This is a genomic window from Pannonibacter sp. CBAS1226 (genome assembly GCF_055685825.1).
The window spans coordinates 328032-344341 of record NZ_JBVOUO010000006.1; the positions used below are offsets into that span (position 1 = coordinate 328032).

Consider the following 16310-nt stretch of genomic DNA (forward strand, 5'->3'; position numbering starts at 1 on the left):
CTCAGCCCTCCAGCCGATGGACGCGCATGACCTCGTTGCCGCGCGGGTCGATGACCTTCACCGCGACGCAGCCATGCTTCCCGGCGGGGAACGGCATGGACTCGGTGCCGCTGAGCTTTTCGAAGGCGTCGGGATCGACCACACCCCCGAGCGCCTTGGCGAGCTTGGCCCATGCGGATTTATCGGGGAAGAATGCCTGCGTGATGCAGAACGTCCGCCCGTCATAATCCGTATCGAGGAACCACGCGGCGACTTTGTCCGCACGGCTCGGAGTGACGGTGTTGTCGACGGGGTTGTAGATGTCGACGCCGTCCATGCGGACAACGTAATCGCCATCGCGGTTCGGCCCGTCCAGCGTCGTGCGTGGCTGACCGAAAACAGTGAAGAGCTGGGCGCCGGGCTGCTCCTTGAGAAGCCCCGCCATACCGGGGTTCACGTCAGGCCGGATATGGGCCATGTGGACCCGAAGGTCGGGATGATCGGCTTCATCGATGACGGCCTGGGCGGCCCCATCGAAGTTGAACCCAGCGATGACAAGATCATCATAGCCGCGCCGGGAGGCGGCACGGATCAGTTGCTCGACCTGCTTCGCGGTTACCGGCCCGTATTGCGGTCCGAAGGCAACGGCCACCGTTGCCCGACCCTCCTGATCGTCGTCGGCCTCGCCGTCCGGCACCCAGCGGCCCTCGGCATGGATCGCGTTGGAGCGCCCACCCATGGGGTCGAGACGAGAAAAGCGCATCTGCTTGTTATCGGGGAAGCGCACACCATCGACCTTCAGAAGGCGCATCATCTGGTCGAGATAGGCTTCGGCGTTCTTCGCCTGGCTGTCGCCGTCGGCGGTGGCCGTCCCGGCTGAACCACCGACGAAGGTGTCCTCGATCTCGTCGGGCGCGCCGCCGATGGGCGTCTCAAGGACGTCACCGAGTGAAATCTCGGGCGGCTGGACGGCCTCGACGGTAAAGGGACCGCTGACGCGGACGACGCCTCGCTTCACGACGGGCTGATCGACCAGCTCTTCCTGCTCGGCGTTGTCGGCAATGCAGGCGTTGACCTCGTCCATCTTGGCCCGCCATGCGGCCCGGTACGCCGTAACGGCCTCGGACAAGGCCGAAGGCCAGTCCGGATCGGTGTCGAAGGGAACCGTCCAGTGCTCGAAGGCCGCTCCCTTGGCAGGCAGAGTCCAGCGCCGGGTGTCGGCATCGGTGATGGCGCGTTTGCCTTCCGCCCTCTGCTTCACTGCAAGCTTCGTCTGAAGTTTCTGGCCCAGCTCATCCGTGACAGAAGACAGAGCCGTATTGCAGTCCTTCAGGCGCTCATCGAGGATCGGCTCGTGCTTGGCGAAGATCGGGTCAAGTTTGTCGTTCTGGGCGATGCTCTTGAGCGTGATATGCGGAACGGTTTTGTACTGGAATCCACCATCCACCCCTTTGCTGCCATCGGCGAGTTCGAAGTATTCGTATTTCGCCGTCATGATCCGTTGGCGCGCGATCGCAACCGCAACGCGGCTGGTATCGATGGTAATCCACCGCCGTCCCCACTCCTCGGCGACGGCTGCCGTCGTTCCACCGCCGCAGGTCGGATCGAGCACGAGATCACCAGGATCGGTGGTCATGAGCATACAGCGCTCGATGATGGTTGGCGCTGTCTCAACGACGTAGGCTTTGTTAGGAGCGCCGCCGACATCGGACCATACATTGTGGATGGCGTAGGCAGGAAAATCATCGATGTAGCGGACGTACCGAAGCGCCGTGTCCTGAGGCAAAGCCCGCTCGGCCCTTACGATCCTCCGCATTCCCTCTTCATTTGTCTTCCACCGCGCTTTGGTGGACGGCAGGTATTCTTTGCCGTTTATCGGAACGGGAAACCAAGAAGCGGCTCCCAAACCTTTCTCGCGACCCATGCCAGCAGATTGAAGATCGCCAGATGTGAAAAACCGGGCGGACTCAGGGAGAGAGTCATCGGTGAAGCGTCCAGCGGAGGTTCGCTCGCCGGTCTCAAGCTCTACGCCGCTGTAGTGCTGGCCGCCGGAGCCACCGCGCATCTTCACCTGATAGAGTGGCCGATACTTTATCTCAGCGGCGTCTTTCGCATACCAAAGGACAAAATCGCATACGTTTGAAATCAGTCCGCCGGTCGAGCTTGTCGTTTTCTGGATCGTGATCTGGCTGACACGGTTTCGGCGGCCGAAGACATCATCGAGGACGCCGCCCACCAGGTGGACGTTTTCGTCACCGATCTGAACGAACACGCTGCCGCTGTCGGTCAGTAGCTCGCGGGCTGCGAGCAGCCGGTCACGGAGATAGGCAAGATAGGAGTGAACCCCGAGATGCCATGTGTCTCTAAAGGCACGGATCATCTCGACTTCGCGCGTAAGGCCCTTCTCATTTTCACGGGACTCGCGGTTGCCGACTTCCGTCTGAAAATTGCTTCCGAACCGTATTCCGTAGGGCGGGTCGAAGTAGATCATCTGCACCTTGCCCGCGAGGTCTTCGCGCTGGGCAAGGGAGGCCATGACCTGAAGGCTGTCCCCGAGGATCAGCCGGTTCGTCCAGTCGATGTCGTGCTGATAGAACTGAACCGCCTGGCGGTATTCCTGCTGGGGGTCGGCGAAGAGATCGCGGGTGACGTCCTGCCGGGCAGCGACCTTCAGGATGGCCTGGGCGCTGACGCGCTCATGGATATGAAGGGCGACCGGATCGACATCGATGGCTTTGGATTCGCGCTTGCCGGCCCATTCGAGCCACGGCTCATGGGCACGAAGCGCTTCAGCGAGCGCGCGGGCCTCGTCGTCGGTCAGCGCGCGTTGCCGCGCGGTCGCCAGAAGTTCGGGCAGAGCGTCGGCACCGCCCGTCCCGTCGAAGCGCAGGGCCGGATCAAGCCGGGGGCTGTAGCTGTAGGTAATCTTCGGGACATCGGGAACACGCCCCTCGGCGGCGATCTTGGCGGGCGGGATGTTTTTGCGCGTGTCATCGTGGCGGTAGTCGGCGACCTCGACCCCGTTACCTCCACCTGTCGCTTTCCGCCCCCGTGCCATACCACCCTCCGCTCAATGCCTATCGGAGGCGTCCTTGGGCTTGGCCACCACTTGAGCCTTACCCTGTGCCTCCAAATATCGATCGAGAGCCTGCCGAAGCACCCATGCGATCGAGGCATCGTTCGCTCGCGCGATGTCCAGGACCCGCCTATGCTGCGCTTCGGTCAGGATGACCGATGTCCGAAACTCTTTCTTGCTCGATCTGGGCGCCATAGCGGCCTCCCGCTGCTGCCCGGCGAGGATATGTAGAATGCACCACGATGGCCACCCCTTGTCTGCCATGAAGCGCCGGTTCCTGGGGGTATTAGCGGTTTCGGCGGCATTGACGGGTGGATTTCCCTCAATTTCAGGGGGGTTCGAGGCATCGGCGCGTGTCATTGGTGTTGCCACGGTGGTGGATGGAGACACGCTGGAGATCAGGGGTGTGCGAATCAGGCTGCACGCCATTGATGCGCCCGAAAGCGACCAGCTGTGCCGTCGCAGCGATGGCGCTGTCTGGCCATGCGGTCGCCGCGCTGCATTTGCACTGGCGGACAAAATCGGCCGCGGAACGGTGACCTGTCATGGGCGGGACACCGATCGGTATGGCCGACTCGTCGCGGTCTGCTTCCATCAAGGCCAAGATTTGAACGGCTGGATGGTCCTCAACGGCTGGGCCTTGGCCTATCGGCGCTTCGGACAGGATTACGTTCGTGAAGAGGATGCCGCGCGCACCGCACGTCGGGGCGTCTGGTCTGGCACATTCGACATGCCGTGGGACTGGAGAAGGGAACGCTAAAGCGCGCCGTCCGTTAACGCCCCTCGCCCACCAGGCAGGTGCCGATAGAGGGTCGCAACCGAGACGCCAAGCTCCCGCGATACGTCTTCCATCGTGATGGAGGGGTCGGAGAGCATGCTCTTCGCCATCGCGATCTTCTTCGTCGTCATCTGCTTCGGCCTGCCGCCGCGACGCCCGCGAGCGCGCGAGGCCGCGAGACCTGCCATCGTCCGTTCCTTGATGATGCTGCGCTCGAACTCGGCCAGCGCGCCGAAGACGTGGAAGACGAAGCGGCCGCCGGCGCCGCTCGTGTCGATTGCCTCGGTCAGACTGCGGAAGGCGATGCCCCGCGTCTGGAGCAGTTCCACCGTCTCGATGAGCTGCTTTAGGGATCGCGACAGGCGATCCAGCTTCCAGACGACCAGGGTGTCTCCCTCGCGGGCGAACTCAAGCGCGGCCTTCAATTGGGGGCGCTCCCGCTGCGCGCCTGAGGCTTGCTCGACGAACACCTTCTCGCAGCCAGCATCCGTCAGAGCGTCCAGCTGGAGCTCGGGCTTCTGGTCGAGCGTGGATGTGCGGGCGTAGCCGATGAGCATGCTTGTCCTCTCAAAACTCAACGTACATGGTACCAAATTGAGATATTGGTTTCGAGAAGCTTTTTTGATAGCCTGATTCAGTGAGAGGTGCCTCGCCCGCGTCGGGCGGCGCCAACCCTCTCAAAAACGGTCGGTAATGAGAGGTTCCGGGTCAACCGGAACAGCAGCGATAGGCAGGGGAGCGGGGCGGCATTGTCGGCGACGGGAGACATTACGGGAGTCGCGGAATTCGCGGAAATTCCTGTGCCGACGACCGATGCTCCGTGCACCGCGAGCAGCGTTCAGTACGGAAAGCAGCTGCAACCGCAGCAGCACATCCTCCTCTATTCGCCTGACGAATGGGAAATCTTCATTCAGGAATGGGTCCACGCCCAACGTGCGAAGTACAAACAGGTCCTCCGCTTCGCTGGCGCGAACGATATGGGCATCGACGTTGCTGGATTCCTAGACGACGACGGCCTGATGGGGGTGTGGCACAACTTTCAGTGCAAGCACTATGGTGACCCGCTGACGCCGTCCACCGCAGCTGGCGAGGTCGCGAAGATCCTCTGGTACAGCTTCAATGGCCTGTACAAGCCGCCGTCTGCATACGCTTTCGTTGCGCCAAGAGAGTGCGGCATGGCACTCAAGAAGCTTCTGATGAAACCGGATTCCCTCAAGAAATACGTTACAGATAACTGGGAAAAACAATGCGCCAACGCCGTGACGAAGAAGCAGACGATCGTGCTTCAGGGCGCATTTGCCGCCTATGTGGACGCGTTCGATTTCTCGATCTTCGGGATGCGCACCACGCTTGAGATCGTCGACGACCATCGCGCGACGCCCTATCACGCGGTCCGGTTCGGCGGCGGGCTGAAGGAACGCCCCAAGGCTCCGCCCGCGCCAGCGGCAGTTGAGCCAAGCGAGAGCCGTTATGTAGCGCAGCTCTATGAGGCTTACGGTGATCATCTCAAGGTTCCCGTTTCGAGCCTTGGTGATTTGGCAACGCGCAGCGAGCTGGTTGACCACTTCCACCGTCAGCGGGAGTTTTTCTACCACGCAGAGTCACTGCGCAATTTTGCGCGCGATACCGTACCCGAGGGGACGTTCGAGGACCTACAGACCGAGATCCATTCTGGCGTGATAGATGTCGAGGCGGCTCCGCACGCCGACGGTTTTGTGCGCATGTCACAGGTCATGCAGGCAGCGACCGCGCTTCAGCTGACCGCCAATCCGCTCATTACCCGTCTATACACCCAGGACCGCAAAGGGATTTGCCACCAGCTGGCAAATGAAGATCGGCTCCGGTGGAGGAAGCCATGACGGCCGAGCGGAAGGTGGCCACGTTCAACAGCCCGCTTGAGGCTGGCCTTCGCGCGCTGTCAGTGTTGGTTCCGGCCTATCCCGAGACGATGGACCTTCAGCGGCTCGTGGCCTTCGACTATCTGGTGGTCCACACGGCTGATGCAGGTGGGCCGGAGAGCCTGCATGCACCGCTCCCACTGCGACCCGCCGAGCTTCTTGTAAGGCGGCAGCTCGTCGAGCGTGGCCTGCTGTTGATGATCAGCCGCGGTCTGATCGAGCGCGTGCCCGAGGTCAGCGGAATCGGCTATCAAGCGGGCGAGATGGCCGAAACCTTCTTGGCTTCCCTCAGCGCTCATTACCTGGCGGAGCTTTGTGCGCGCGGCGAATGGGTGGTCGAGACGTTCGGACCTCTGGCTCCAGACGAACTGCGCAAGACGATGGACGACATTTTTGGCCGTTGGATCGACGAGTTTCAGGCGGTGCAACGCAGTCTGGCGGCCGAAGCATGAGCACGCCAAGGCTCTCACTCCGTCAGCTCTGTTTCACCGGCCCGGACAAGGAGCCGGCCATTCTCACGTTCGCAGATGGGCTGAACGTCATCTACGGCGCGTCAGACACGGGCAAATCGTTCATCCTGGAAGCGATCGACTTCATGCTCGGGGGACAGACCGAGCTGCGAGACATACCGGAGCGGGAGGGTTATGACCGCATTGCTCTGGCGATCGCGCCTTCGGAGGGCGCTGCGTTCACGTTGTTCCGTGCAACGGCAGGCGGTCAGTTTCAAATGACGGAGGGTGTTCACCTGGTTCCACCGCAAGAGGTGGAGCTCAAGGTCGTTGCGTCCAAGCACTCGGCGGAAAATCCCAACAACCTGTCATCGATCCTGCTCGACCACATCGGCCTCGGGAACAAGCGTGTTCGCGTCAACAAAAGGAACGAGACGAACAATCTCAGCTTCCGCAACCTGGTCCCGCTCTCGTTGGTGAGCGAAGGGAATATTCAGAAGCAGTCTTCTCCGATCGAAGGCGGACAGGCGACCAACAAAACGCGTGAGCTATCGGTCTTCAAACTGCTGCTGACGGGCGTGGATGACAGCGCGGTCGTTTCATCCGCCACGGACGCCGCCGTCACGCAATCCGTCAATGCCAAGCTAGATTTTCTCGACGAACTGCTTGAGAGCTATCGCAGCCGCCTGGGGGACGAGCCAACTCCGATAGAAGAACTGACGGATCAAGTCGAACGGCTGGAACAGACCCTCGCGTCGAACAAAGCCGCGTTGGATACGACAGAGGCTGCCTATCGTGCGCTGCTGGAACGTCGGAACGACCTGCGTCGGCGGGTGGAAGGAGGTACCGAGCGCCGATCTGAGATCGACGAGCTGCTCGCGCGCTTCGCGCTTCTAGACGCGCACTACCGTTCGGATTTGAACCGGCTGGAAGGCATTCGCGAGGCTGGAACACTGGTGGCGGCGCTGGCGCCAGCGGAGTGCCCCCTCTGCGGCGCGGCGACCGATCACCAGCGGTTGGGTACCGACTGCGATGGAAACGTCGATCAGGTCGTCACCGCCGCCACGGCCGAGAGCGCCAAGATCGAGAAGCTGCGGACTGAACTCGCCCAGACGGTCGCCCAGCTCCGTGGCGAAGCCCAGAGCTTTGACCGTCTTCTGCCGCGCCTCCGCGAGCAGCTGGCGAAGGCCGAGAGCGACCTGCAAGGTCAGTCGCCCGATTTGCTTCAGCTGCGTGCAAGCTACACCGAACTGATTGAGGCGCGCGCGACCGTACGAGCCGAACTTACAATTCACGAGCAGATCGCCGACCTTGTGGCCCGGCGTCAAGCACTGGAAAACGACGGCAATGCCGAAGCCCCCCCGACCAACGGGGCAACCGACCTGTCGTCGGTCACGCTGGACCGTTTCTCGCAGACGGTCGAGAACCTCCTCAAGGCATGGCACTTCCCGGAGGCCGAGCGCGTGCATTTCGACACGTCGACACGCGACCTCGTGATCGCTGGCAAGCGCCGGGGTAGCCGGGGCAAGGGGATGAGGGCGATCACGCACGCCGCGTTCACTCTCGGGCTGATGGACTATTGCCGGCAGAACACCAAACCGCATCCAGGCTTTGCGGTTCTCGACTCACCGCTTTTGGCGTACCGACCCCCGGACGCCGACGCCCACGAGGCCGATGACGACGAGCTGCGTGGTACAGATCTACACGCGAAATTCTATGATGTCCTAAGCACTTGGACCGACCGGCAGGTCATCATCATCGAGAACACCGATCCACCTGCTGCCATTCGGGATAATCCCGGCACAGTCCACTTCACCAAGCGCACATCACGTGGTCGGTACGGGCTTTTTCCAGTGTCGTAACTTTTCGGTGTCAGAGCCGTCTTTCTCGTAGTTCGACGCATCTAGAGATGGCCGTTTCTGCAAGGGACATTTACCGCTTCCAACGCCGCTGCGGTTTCATTGAAACCACTCCGCCGCGCCTCATCCGCCAGATACCGGATGCACCAGGCGAGCCTGTCGGCTTCGATGCGCGAGGGCCGTTCGGAGGCCTGTGGCGGCGAGGCCGGCCATTCGGTGTCGTATGTCATGCCGCAACCCTCCCCTGATCGATCTCGTCCAGGTTGGCGATGATCGGCGCGGCGGAGCCAGCCCGCTCGCGGACCCGCCCGAGGTAGGCCAGAGACACCTCCAGCCATTCGGCAGCCGCAGTGTCCGTGCCGGTCTCCATCGTTCCACCCAGGCGAACGGGATTCCAGCCGGCGCGGCGCATGATGGGCTCCATGCGGATGTCGGATACCGACACATAGCCGCGCAAACCGGTGAACAGCCCGAACTCCAGCATGCCCGCCATCAGGATCGCGGCGATGTTTGCCGGCGCCGTGGCCTGGTCGGCGCAGAAGCGAGTGCTCTCCCAGATATCGGCTGCGCGCGGCATCTCGCCATCGACGAGCGCCGGGAACACATTGGCCAGCAGATAAGGGCCGGTCGTCGGCAGAAGCCGGGTGCAGGCGTTCACGCGGCCGTCGGGGGCGTAGTGAACAAGGTAATGCGCCTCGGGCAGGTCGAACTGGTCGAGCTCCAACCCGTTGACGACGGTGACGTCCCAACCTAGCCGCTCGCTAAAGACCGCGCGGCGAAGCTGGTGCATGGATGCGAGCGCATCCCAGTGCAGGTGTGCATTATCTTTCGATATGATGTGAAGCAACGGTTTCCCTCCCAATGTGTTTGGGAGCATTGAGCCAGAGAAAGACGCGCCTGCCATCCTGTCAACCTCCACAGGTTACTGGCAAGTAGAGCGCTTTCAGGGAGTGATGATGCCTTCCATGATCGCCTTCATCACGGCGTGATAGACGTTCGCCACGCCCATCTTGGCGCGGACGTTGGCGAGGTGAAAATAGACCGTGCGCTCCGATATCCCGAGTATCTGCGCAGTCTGCCAGGCCGACTTGCCCGCCGCGTTCCAGAGCAGGCATTCCCGCTCGCGCGGCGTCAGGCTGACGGTGGTGCGCCCCATGCGGCCGAGCGCGAGCAGTTCGCGGGCATGATTGTGGAAGGCTAGCGATAACAGGTGCACATCCTGCCCGACCGTGGACATAAGCCGGTCGAGACCGCTCGCGCCATGGTCGGAAACCATGGACGCCATCGCGAGTGCACCGCGCGCGCCGTGGATCGGGATACCCACGCCTTCCCCGACCCCGAACTCGGCGGCCTCTGCGAACAGGCGCCGTTGTTCCGGCGAAGGCTCGATGCCGAATGACATGGCGCTCCAGGTAAAGGGCGCGACCTGCAACGGTCCATTCTGGATCACCGGATCGATGCGGTGATAGCCGCTGTCGATGTAGTGGTTGTACCAGGCATCGGAGAAGGTCGTGAGGATGAGCGGCTTCTCGTCCGGCAGAGCATCAGTGCGAATGACCTGGTAGGCCCATTCCCGGAATCCGAGGTCCCAGAGCGCCTTCGAGAAGGCAGCTTCGAGCGACGCCACATCCTCCACATGGCGTATCTGGTCAAGGAAGGCGATGACGGTCGGCCGAATGCGCGACTCCTCCAAGCATTGGATTTTGCCAATACTTATGCGCTTCGACAAAAATGCGTGAAATAACGATTTCCATATGTCATGATTTCATCAAATCGTCCTTTCAAAAAAAACAACAAGAAAGATCGGACATGACTCTCTTCATTGGAATCGTCTCTCAGAAAGGCGGTGTCGGCAAAAGCACGCTGGCACGCCTCATCGCCCGCGAATACGCCCTTGCGGGTTGGAACGTGAAGATCGCGGACCTCGACATCCAGCAAGGCACCAGCTTCAGCTGGCAGGCGCGGCGTCTTCAACGCGCGGTCGAGCCGGTGGTCGCGGTCGAGCGCTTCGGCACCGTCGGCCAGGCCGTGAAGGTGGCGACAGGCTATGATCTGATGATCCTCGACGGCCCGCCACACGCCACCATGGGCACGCTTCAGATCGCCGAAGCGAGCACGCTCGTCGTGCTGCCCACCGGGCTTGCACTGGACGACCTCGAACCGACCGTCCTGTTGGCGCACGAGCTGACTCGCAAAGGGATACCGGCCGAGAAGATCGTCGTCGCCTTCTGCCGTGTCGGCGACAGCGAAGGCGAGCTGGCCGAGGCCTGCGCCTACGTGCGTCAGGCGGGATACCATTCTCTGGCGAACGTCCTGCCGGAGAAGACCGGGTTCCGCCGCGCCAGCGACGAAGGTCGCGCCCCAACAGAAACGCGCTTCCCGTCCCTCAACGAGCGGGCCGAAGCCATCGCCCAGGAGATCGCCGAGCTGATGCAGGCGAGCAGCAACAGGGAGGCCGCCTGAGATGACGAAGATTCTGCCGCCCCAGAGGACGGGCAAAGGCCTGCCGCCCGCACCGGCACAGGTCGTGCACAACCTCGACCGTGCCGAGGCCGGCGCCATGAAGCCGCTCAACTTCAAGGTCAGCCCCGAATTTCACCGCGAATTCAAAGCCTACGCGGCCGTGCACGGCGTCTCGATGCTGGACTTGCTGAAGGAGGGCTTCGATTTGGTAAAACAGCGGCGCGGATAAAGAAAGAACGAAATCGCTATATGGGTATTTCTTTCCGAAATACAAGCTGTTAAGGTTGACAGGTTTCCCTGCAAAGCCTCGATGCCAATATCTGTATCAGGAAGGCGTTGCCGACTCCTCATTTGGCAAAGTCGTCAACTGGGAATGCGACGAACGGAGCCGGCAACACTTCCATTATTGCTCCGATCTCGAACAATTTCCACACGTCAGCCAAAGTAATTTTTCGCCGCCCCATAAACCCTTGGCAAAGTAAACTACCAAGGGAATGCACCATGGGGCATTTATGTCTTCTGTGGCGTCTCGTCAGGCTTGTCCTCGTCGAGCTGCCAATCTGCCTGCTCATCGCAGCGCTCATCTGGACCATCATCGACAATCTGACCGTTGGCGCCGACCGGCTGGTGGTGCTGGGCACGACGGGAGCCGCGGCCTTCGCGGCAATCCTCTTCTTCGCCTACCGCCTCTCGCGCAAGCCGTCCGACGCGCACGGCTCGGCGGCATTTGCGACGACAGGTGACATCCGCAGCGCAGGCTTGCGCTCGCGTGGCGTAATCCTGGGCAAGAAAGGCGGACGCTTCATCCGCTTCGATCGGCCGGGCCACCTCCTCACCTTCGCGCCGACGCGCTCGGGCAAGGGTATCGGCGTCGTCATCCCCAACCTGCTCGACCATCCGGGTTCGGTCGTGGTGACCGACATCAAGGGCGAGAACTACCGCATCACCGCGCGGCATCGTGGCTCGCTCGGGCCGGTGCACGCCTTCGCGCCCTTCGATCCCGGCATCGAGAGTGCCTCCTACAACGCCGTCGAGTTCATCCGCGCCGGAACCGTCAACGATGTGGACGACGCGCGCCTGATCGCCGAGATGATCGTGGCTCCCGAAGGCCACGAGCCGAACCACTGGGAGCAAGAGGCCCGCGTGCTGGTCACCGGCCTGCTGCTCCATATCGCCCTCGACATGCCGCCGCACCGCCGGAACCTGCGCGAACTCCGCGTCCTCCTGATGCGCTCGCGCGAGAAGTTCGACGCGGTGCTCGCCCACATGGGCGACAGCAAGCACCCCATCGTCCAGCGCATTGCCGACGGCTTTTCGCAGAAGGAGGCCAAGGAGCGGTCTGCCGTCGTCTCGACGGCTCAGACGCGCACGGCGGTGTTCGACAGCCCGCAGCTTGCGGCGATCACCAACCATTCGACCTTCCGGCTCGAAGACCTGAAGAACGGCGTCATGTCAATCTTCCTGATCGTGCCGCCGGAATACGCCACGGTCTACCAGCCTTTCCTGCGGCTCATGGTCGGGCTGACCACGGCGGCCATGACCCGCAACAAGCGAGTGCCCCGGCACCCGGTGCTGTTCCTGCTGGACGAGTTGCCGACGCTGGGCTCGATGCGCCCCATCGAGGACGGTATCGGCTACCTCGCGGGCTACGGCGCGCATCTGTGGCTGTTCGTCCAGGACCTCGACCAGCTCCAGAGCACCTATCGGAAATGGCGCTCGATGATCGCCAACTGCGCGGTGCGGCAAGCCTTCAACGTGCAGGACAGCGACACGGCGCAGCTCCTCTCCGCCATGCTGGGCAAGCGCACGATCCCCGTCACCAGTGGCGGCAAGAGTGGACGGCTGCCGTTCCTCACCTTCGCCTCGACTTACAGCGAGCACCAGAGCGAGATCGGGCGGCCACTGCTGGCGCCGTCCGAAATCATGCTGCTGCCGGAGAGTTGCCAGCTGCTGTTCGTGCAGGGCTGCCGGCCGATCCTGGCGCAGAAGCTCCGCTACTTCGAGGAGCGGGCATTCAAGGGCCGCTGGACACCTTGGCGCATGGAGGCGGCCGAGGACGACCCCGGTGCGCTCATCTCCGCTGACATGATGAAATAACGAAAGGATGAAATGATGAAACCGTTCAGTCACGATATCGGCGGGTATGCCTTCCTCGGCCTGCTTGTCGCCACGGTCTGGGCCATCCCGCTCGCCGTGTTCCTGCATCGCGACGCGCACGGAAGCGCGGTGGAGCTGCCGCGGTGCGACGAGGCGCGCTCACTCGATCAGGTGCGAGAGGCGCTCGACGCTCGGAGCGGCCAAACCGTTCTCGGCCTCTATGACGCAACGGAACTGCGGCGCGGCGCCATCGCGGATTACCGGCGCTGCATCGCCATGGTGGTGACATCCGGCGGGGAGGCACACATCGACTTCACCATCGGCTGGCACGACCGCCGGAACGGTATCCCTTTCTGGACGGGGTATGGGCTTTAGACAGAGACAAATTGTCGGCAAGGTCCTATCCGGCGCGCAGAACGGTTTTAGGTTGGTTCGGCCGCGATCTTTGAACTTCCTTTCACAATTTCTCGAATATGGGCCGCCTCGTATAGCATGAACCGACCGGACTTGTTCGCGTCGGTTAGCATTCCGGCGAAGCCAAGATGCGCTTGTTTCGATTCGTCTTGGTATACGAAGAAAACAGGCGAACCACTAAATCCATCTGGATCACCGATGTCAGCGTGGTAGTGATGATGGGTCTGCAATGGAACCCGGAGATCATGATCCCAGTTACTTGGTTCAGCCAGCTCCAAATAGAGTTTTACCCAACGCGAAATGACGTCAAGGCCGGTTGCAGAGCCATCAACCTCGTCGATGCTCGTCTCGAATGATGAGAAACGGGATGGATAGCCGATTGCGAAGATCAGAACGACCTGCTCCTCCGCGACGATCCGAAGATCCGCAATCGTATCGAGGTCGAGCTGGAGGAACTGCGCTTCTATTTTCCGACCGTTGCGCTCAGATTCATACTCGGCGAGAAATATATCCTCCAGTTTGGACTGCTGTGGAACATTCGCTATGACTCTAGAAAATTCATTCGGCCCAAGCGCAACCTTCCTGCCGTCTGTCTCTTCAATGACCAACGCTACGTCCTTGGGGTCCCGGCTCTGGTTTACAATTTGGTGTCGCGTACAAAGCATTATATTCCGTCCACCATGCCGAAATAGAAAACACGATCCGGAATATGAAAGGTCGAATACTGAACAATCATTGTGAAACAGCAGTGGGCGACAGAATCGTTGTAGGTTCGTGACAGCTTGGTTAAATGGCACAAATACACCATTTATCGGCACACTTAATTTCATAGCTGCCGTTAGAAAGCTCGGAATGGCTGGCACATTCATCCGAATACCCCCCCTCGCCCTCGGAATTTCGTCAAATTGCACCTTCCAATATTCCACTGCTTTCCATCCGCGTGCAATCTTTGCTGACAATATCGCGCTCCAATCTTCACTCATCGAACAAACTCAGATCGAGCCCGAACGCCCGGCCTCGCTCGCGCTTGCGCTCCCGTTCAAGGCGCTTTTCCTTCGCCACGCGCCAGGCGCGATGCAACTGCTCGCGCCGCTCGTCGGCAAGACGGCTGCGCTCGATAGCGCGTTCGGTCACGCGCGACAGTGCCCGCGCCCGCGCCTTGATCTTCTCCAGCATGGTCTCGCGCAGCATCTGCGGCGAGCCTGCGACATGCTGGAGAAGCTCGTATTCGCGCACGGCGAGTTTCACCCGCTGGCGGGCGCGCTCGATCTCGGCGCGGGTGTGTTCCAGCCGGTTCTTGGCGTCGCGCCAGCGCTGGCGGCGCTCGACGATGTAGCGGAAATACCGCTTGGCCTCCCGCCGGTCGGCCGTGCGGGTGTCGCCCAGCCGGATACCCCGCACCGCGCCGAGGATGAAGGGGTCCTTTTCGATCATCCGCTCGGCATCGCGGATGCCGAACTTCTCCTCCAGGTCATCCCAGAGCGCCCGCGCCTCTGCGGCGTCCCGATAGACCTTGCCCAGGATCTCGTCGAGGCTGCGGCTGCGCTTGCCGAGCCATGCCTCGTCCCGATGCACCTGCTTCTCGTTGAAGGCTTGCTGGCGCTCGGCATAGCGCACCTTGCCGGCGGCAGAACGGTATGATGCCTCGATCTGGCTCCAGTAACGGAACTCCATGTCGGCCTGGTCGAACCGGCGCACGGCGTCCTCGGCCGGACCGCGATCCGGCTCCTCGTCGAACATCCCCTCCACCGTCCGCCGTTCGGCCGGGGCCATGCCGCTGGTGTCGGGCGCGCGATCCTCCTTGCCCCGCTGCCGTTCGACGACGCGGGCGGCGCGGCGGGTCATGTGGTCGTCGAAGCTCTCGCCGTAGCGTTCCTCCAGCACATGGAAGCGCACGCCCTTGCCCATGTCGGAGAGCTTGGCGAAGCGCTCGCCGTCGGTGAGCACCAGGCCCTGCCCCTTGCGCTCCATGGTGATGCCCTTCGCGGCGAGCCGCTCGGCCAGGTCATCCCAGTCTCGGGCGCGGATGAAGTCGTCCTTCAGGCGGCGGCGCAGGTCGGTGACGGCATCCTTCTCGAAGGGTAGCTGCGCCTCGCGTTCCTCGCGCCGGGCGCGCCAGTATTCGGCATCGGTCGGAGCCGGGCCGAGGTCTTCGACCACCTCGCGGCCAAGCTGGCGTTCGTACTCACGGTTGCGCAGGATGTTGAGCCCGTGCTCACGCGCCAGTTCCTGCACGATGCCGGTCAGCCGCCGCCCGTCCTGATGGCGGTCATAGGCGATGTGCTTCGTCGGGTGCACCCGGTTGACCAGGAAATGCAGGTGGGGGTGATCCGTATCGGTGTGGGAATAGACGAGGAGCTGGTGCTCGGTGAGCCCCATCCGCTCGATGACCTGCTGCGCCACGCGGCGCTTCAGCTCCGGCGTCACCTTCCCCGCCGCCGCGTCGTCAGGATCGAAGGTGACGATGAAGTGGTAGGCCGGCTGGCGGCATCGCGCCGACTTCTGGGCGGTGGCATCCATGACGGCCGCCGCCGAGCGCGGATCGTCGGTATGCAGGTTGCGCCGTTCGACGAACTCCACCCGGTCGGGCGACAGGCCCTTCACCCTGCCGGCGAGATAGAGGGCGGAGGCCCGGAAGCTTTCGGGCTGACGGGCGGGCACCTTAAAGCGCATCCGGCCCCTCTTCCGGATCGGGCGCTCGGCTGCCCGCCTTAGGCGACTGCTTTACCGCCCGGTGGATCGGCTCCAGCACGCGGCGGAGGATGGCGAGGGTTTCCTCGACCTGAGCCGCGTCCAGCGGCTTGCCCATGTTGGCGCGCCGCGCCATGGCGTTGACCATGTGCCCGGCGCCGTTGATCGCCTCCAGGTGCTCCTCGATGAGGGGTGTCAGCTCGTGGCGGTCGGTCACCCGCTCGACCAGCTCGCCGCCGACATAACGCGCCCATTGCGCGTAGGTCGCCTCGCCGGTGGCGTCTTCAAGCTGGGAGAGGTTCGTGGCGATGGACGACAGCTCATAAAGGAGCGCCGCCATGACGCGGTCCTTGACCGGCTTCGGCTTCGGTCGGCGCCCTGTCAGGGTGGCGCGGGCATAGTCGGCGAGCGTCACGCCGGCCTCGGCCGCGCGGCGCCGCAGTTCGTACATCTCGGTGGGGGAGAGCCGAAGGTTCAGGACCTCGGAGCGCTTGCGCTGGGGATCAAGGGTTGGCCGTGCCATGGCTCAGATGCCCCCTGTCCCGGTCGCCTCGCAGAGCAAGATGAGTGTCGCTTGAGACCCCGTCAGGGGGTCGAATGCGGGCG

At 62.4% G+C, this 16310-nt stretch carries 16 protein-coding genes; 8 read left to right on the forward strand and 8 right to left on the reverse strand.

What is annotated here, in order from left to right; all coding sequences use genetic code 11:
• Position 1 precedes the first annotated feature (1 nt).
• Positions 2-3037 (reverse strand): site-specific DNA-methyltransferase, encoded by a 3036-nt coding sequence (locus tag AC0CMF_RS18215; RefSeq protein ID WP_472482334.1) that lies wholly within the window; start codon positions 3035-3037, stop codon positions 2-4.
• 250 nt (positions 3038-3287) lie between these two features.
• Between AC0CMF_RS18215 and AC0CMF_RS18220 the strand changes: the two genes are divergently transcribed.
• Entirely contained in the window at positions 3288-3815 is a 528-nt protein-coding gene (locus tag AC0CMF_RS18220) for a thermonuclease family protein (protein WP_472482336.1), read from the forward strand.
• Here AC0CMF_RS18220 and AC0CMF_RS18225 read toward each other — a convergent pair.
• A complete protein-coding gene (locus tag AC0CMF_RS18225; RefSeq protein WP_472482338.1) occupies positions 3812-4390 on the reverse strand; it encodes a recombinase family protein in 579 nt (192 codons plus the stop codon). The two genes, AC0CMF_RS18220 and AC0CMF_RS18225, sit on opposite strands and share 4 nt — an antisense overlap.
• Positions 4391-4633: 243 nt before the next feature.
• On the opposite strand from AC0CMF_RS18225, the gene AC0CMF_RS18230 reads away from it, so the two are divergent.
• From AC0CMF_RS18230 to AC0CMF_RS18240, 3 genes are read left to right on the forward strand one after another with little or no spacing between them, the layout of a single operon-like run.
• Entirely contained in the window at positions 4634-5692 is a 1059-nt protein-coding gene (locus tag AC0CMF_RS18230; RefSeq protein ID WP_472482340.1) for an ABC-three component system protein, read from the forward strand.
• Positions 5689-6183 carry an ABC-three component system middle component 2 gene (locus AC0CMF_RS18235; protein ID WP_472482342.1) on the forward strand — a complete coding sequence of 165 codons (495 nt, stop codon included), beginning with the start codon at positions 5689-5691 and terminating at the stop codon, positions 6181-6183. The genes AC0CMF_RS18230 and AC0CMF_RS18235 overlap by 4 nt, the downstream gene beginning before the upstream one ends.
• The gene (locus AC0CMF_RS18240) at positions 6180-8042 is read left to right on the forward strand and encodes an AAA family ATPase (RefSeq protein WP_472482344.1); all 1863 of its coding nucleotides are present in this window, start codon (positions 6180-6182) and stop codon (positions 8040-8042) included. The genes AC0CMF_RS18235 and AC0CMF_RS18240 overlap by 4 nt, the downstream gene beginning before the upstream one ends.
• 41 nt (positions 8043-8083) lie before the next feature.
• Here the strand turns inward: AC0CMF_RS18240 and AC0CMF_RS18245 are convergent, their stop codons facing one another.
• The 3 genes from AC0CMF_RS18245 to AC0CMF_RS18255 all read right to left on the reverse strand — a co-directional run bounded on the left by AC0CMF_RS18245 (position 8084) and on the right by AC0CMF_RS18255 (position 9732).
• A complete protein-coding gene (locus AC0CMF_RS18245; RefSeq protein WP_472482346.1) occupies positions 8084-8269 on the reverse strand; it encodes a hypothetical protein in 186 nt (61 codons plus the stop codon).
• On the reverse strand, positions 8266-8886 hold the full coding sequence (locus tag AC0CMF_RS18250; protein WP_472482348.1) for an acyl-homoserine-lactone synthase: 621 nt from the start codon (positions 8884-8886) through the stop codon (positions 8266-8268). Before AC0CMF_RS18250 ends, AC0CMF_RS18245 begins: the two co-directional genes overlap by 4 nt.
• 96 nt (positions 8887-8982) lie before the next feature.
• The gene (locus AC0CMF_RS18255) at positions 8983-9732 is read right to left on the reverse strand and encodes a helix-turn-helix transcriptional regulator (protein WP_472482350.1); all 750 of its coding nucleotides are present in this window, start codon (positions 9730-9732) and stop codon (positions 8983-8985) included.
• 116 nt (positions 9733-9848) lie between these two features.
• On the opposite strand from AC0CMF_RS18255, the gene AC0CMF_RS18260 reads away from it, so the two are divergent.
• From AC0CMF_RS18260 to AC0CMF_RS18275, 4 genes are all read left to right on the forward strand, one after another.
• Complete coding sequence (locus AC0CMF_RS18260; protein WP_472482352.1) at positions 9849-10502, forward strand: nucleotide-binding protein; 654 nt, start codon at positions 9849-9851, stop codon at positions 10500-10502.
• 1 nt (position 10503) lies between these two features.
• Positions 10504-10731, forward strand: coding sequence for a hypothetical protein (locus tag AC0CMF_RS18265; protein WP_472482354.1), 228 nt, complete (start codon positions 10504-10506; stop codon positions 10729-10731).
• A 272-nt stretch (positions 10732-11003) separates the two neighbouring features.
• Positions 11004-12599, forward strand: a complete 1596-nt coding sequence (locus AC0CMF_RS18270; protein ID WP_472482356.1) for a type IV secretory system conjugative DNA transfer family protein — start codon at positions 11004-11006, stop codon at positions 12597-12599.
• 15 nt (positions 12600-12614) lie between these two features.
• Positions 12615-12974 (forward strand): hypothetical protein, encoded by a 360-nt coding sequence (locus AC0CMF_RS18275; RefSeq protein WP_472482358.1) that lies wholly within the window; start codon positions 12615-12617, stop codon positions 12972-12974.
• Between the two features lie 47 nt (positions 12975-13021).
• Here AC0CMF_RS18275 and AC0CMF_RS18280 read toward each other — a convergent pair whose 3' ends face one another.
• The 3 genes from AC0CMF_RS18280 to AC0CMF_RS18290 all read right to left on the reverse strand — a co-directional run bounded on the left by AC0CMF_RS18280 (position 13022) and on the right by AC0CMF_RS18290 (position 16227).
• The gene (locus AC0CMF_RS18280) at positions 13022-13621 is read right to left on the reverse strand and encodes a hypothetical protein (protein ID WP_472482360.1); all 600 of its coding nucleotides are present in this window, start codon (positions 13619-13621) and stop codon (positions 13022-13024) included.
• A 367-nt stretch (positions 13622-13988) separates the two neighbouring features.
• Positions 13989-15686 (reverse strand): relaxase/mobilization nuclease domain-containing protein, encoded by a 1698-nt coding sequence (locus AC0CMF_RS18285; RefSeq protein WP_472482362.1) that lies wholly within the window; start codon positions 15684-15686, stop codon positions 13989-13991.
• Positions 15676-16227, reverse strand: coding sequence for a plasmid mobilization protein (locus AC0CMF_RS18290; protein WP_472482364.1), 552 nt, complete (start codon positions 16225-16227; stop codon positions 15676-15678). Before AC0CMF_RS18290 ends, AC0CMF_RS18285 begins: the two co-directional genes overlap by 11 nt.
• Positions 16228-16310 lie beyond the last annotated feature (83 nt).

What these genes read in the sequence shown, in the direction of transcription:
- AC0CMF_RS18215 (WP_472482334.1), bottom strand. Translation starts at nt 3,037, where the DNA reads ATGGCACGGGGGCGGAAAGCGACAGGTGGAGGTAACGGGGTCGAGGTC.
- AC0CMF_RS18220 (WP_472482336.1), top strand. Translation starts at nt 3,288, where the DNA reads ATGCACCACGATGGCCACCCCTTGTCTGCCATGAAGCGCCGGTTCCTG.
- AC0CMF_RS18225 (WP_472482338.1), bottom strand. Translation starts at nt 4,390, where the DNA reads ATGCTCATCGGCTACGCCCGCACATCCACGCTCGACCAGAAGCCCGAG.
- AC0CMF_RS18235 (WP_472482342.1), top strand. Translation starts at nt 5,689, where the DNA reads ATGACGGCCGAGCGGAAGGTGGCCACGTTCAACAGCCCGCTTGAGGCT.
- AC0CMF_RS18240 (WP_472482344.1), top strand. Translation starts at nt 6,180, where the DNA reads ATGAGCACGCCAAGGCTCTCACTCCGTCAGCTCTGTTTCACCGGCCCG.
- AC0CMF_RS18245 (WP_472482346.1), bottom strand. Translation starts at nt 8,269, where the DNA reads ATGACATACGACACCGAATGGCCGGCCTCGCCGCCACAGGCCTCCGAA.
- AC0CMF_RS18260 (WP_472482352.1), top strand. Translation starts at nt 9,849, where the DNA reads ATGACTCTCTTCATTGGAATCGTCTCTCAGAAAGGCGGTGTCGGCAAA.
- AC0CMF_RS18265 (WP_472482354.1), top strand. Translation starts at nt 10,504, where the DNA reads ATGACGAAGATTCTGCCGCCCCAGAGGACGGGCAAAGGCCTGCCGCCC.
- AC0CMF_RS18270 (WP_472482356.1), top strand. Translation starts at nt 11,004, where the DNA reads ATGGGGCATTTATGTCTTCTGTGGCGTCTCGTCAGGCTTGTCCTCGTC.
- AC0CMF_RS18275 (WP_472482358.1), top strand. Translation starts at nt 12,615, where the DNA reads ATGAAACCGTTCAGTCACGATATCGGCGGGTATGCCTTCCTCGGCCTG.
- AC0CMF_RS18285 (WP_472482362.1), bottom strand. Translation starts at nt 15,686, where the DNA reads ATGCGCTTTAAGGTGCCCGCCCGTCAGCCCGAAAGCTTCCGGGCCTCC.
- AC0CMF_RS18290 (WP_472482364.1), bottom strand. Translation starts at nt 16,227, where the DNA reads ATGGCACGGCCAACCCTTGATCCCCAGCGCAAGCGCTCCGAGGTCCTG.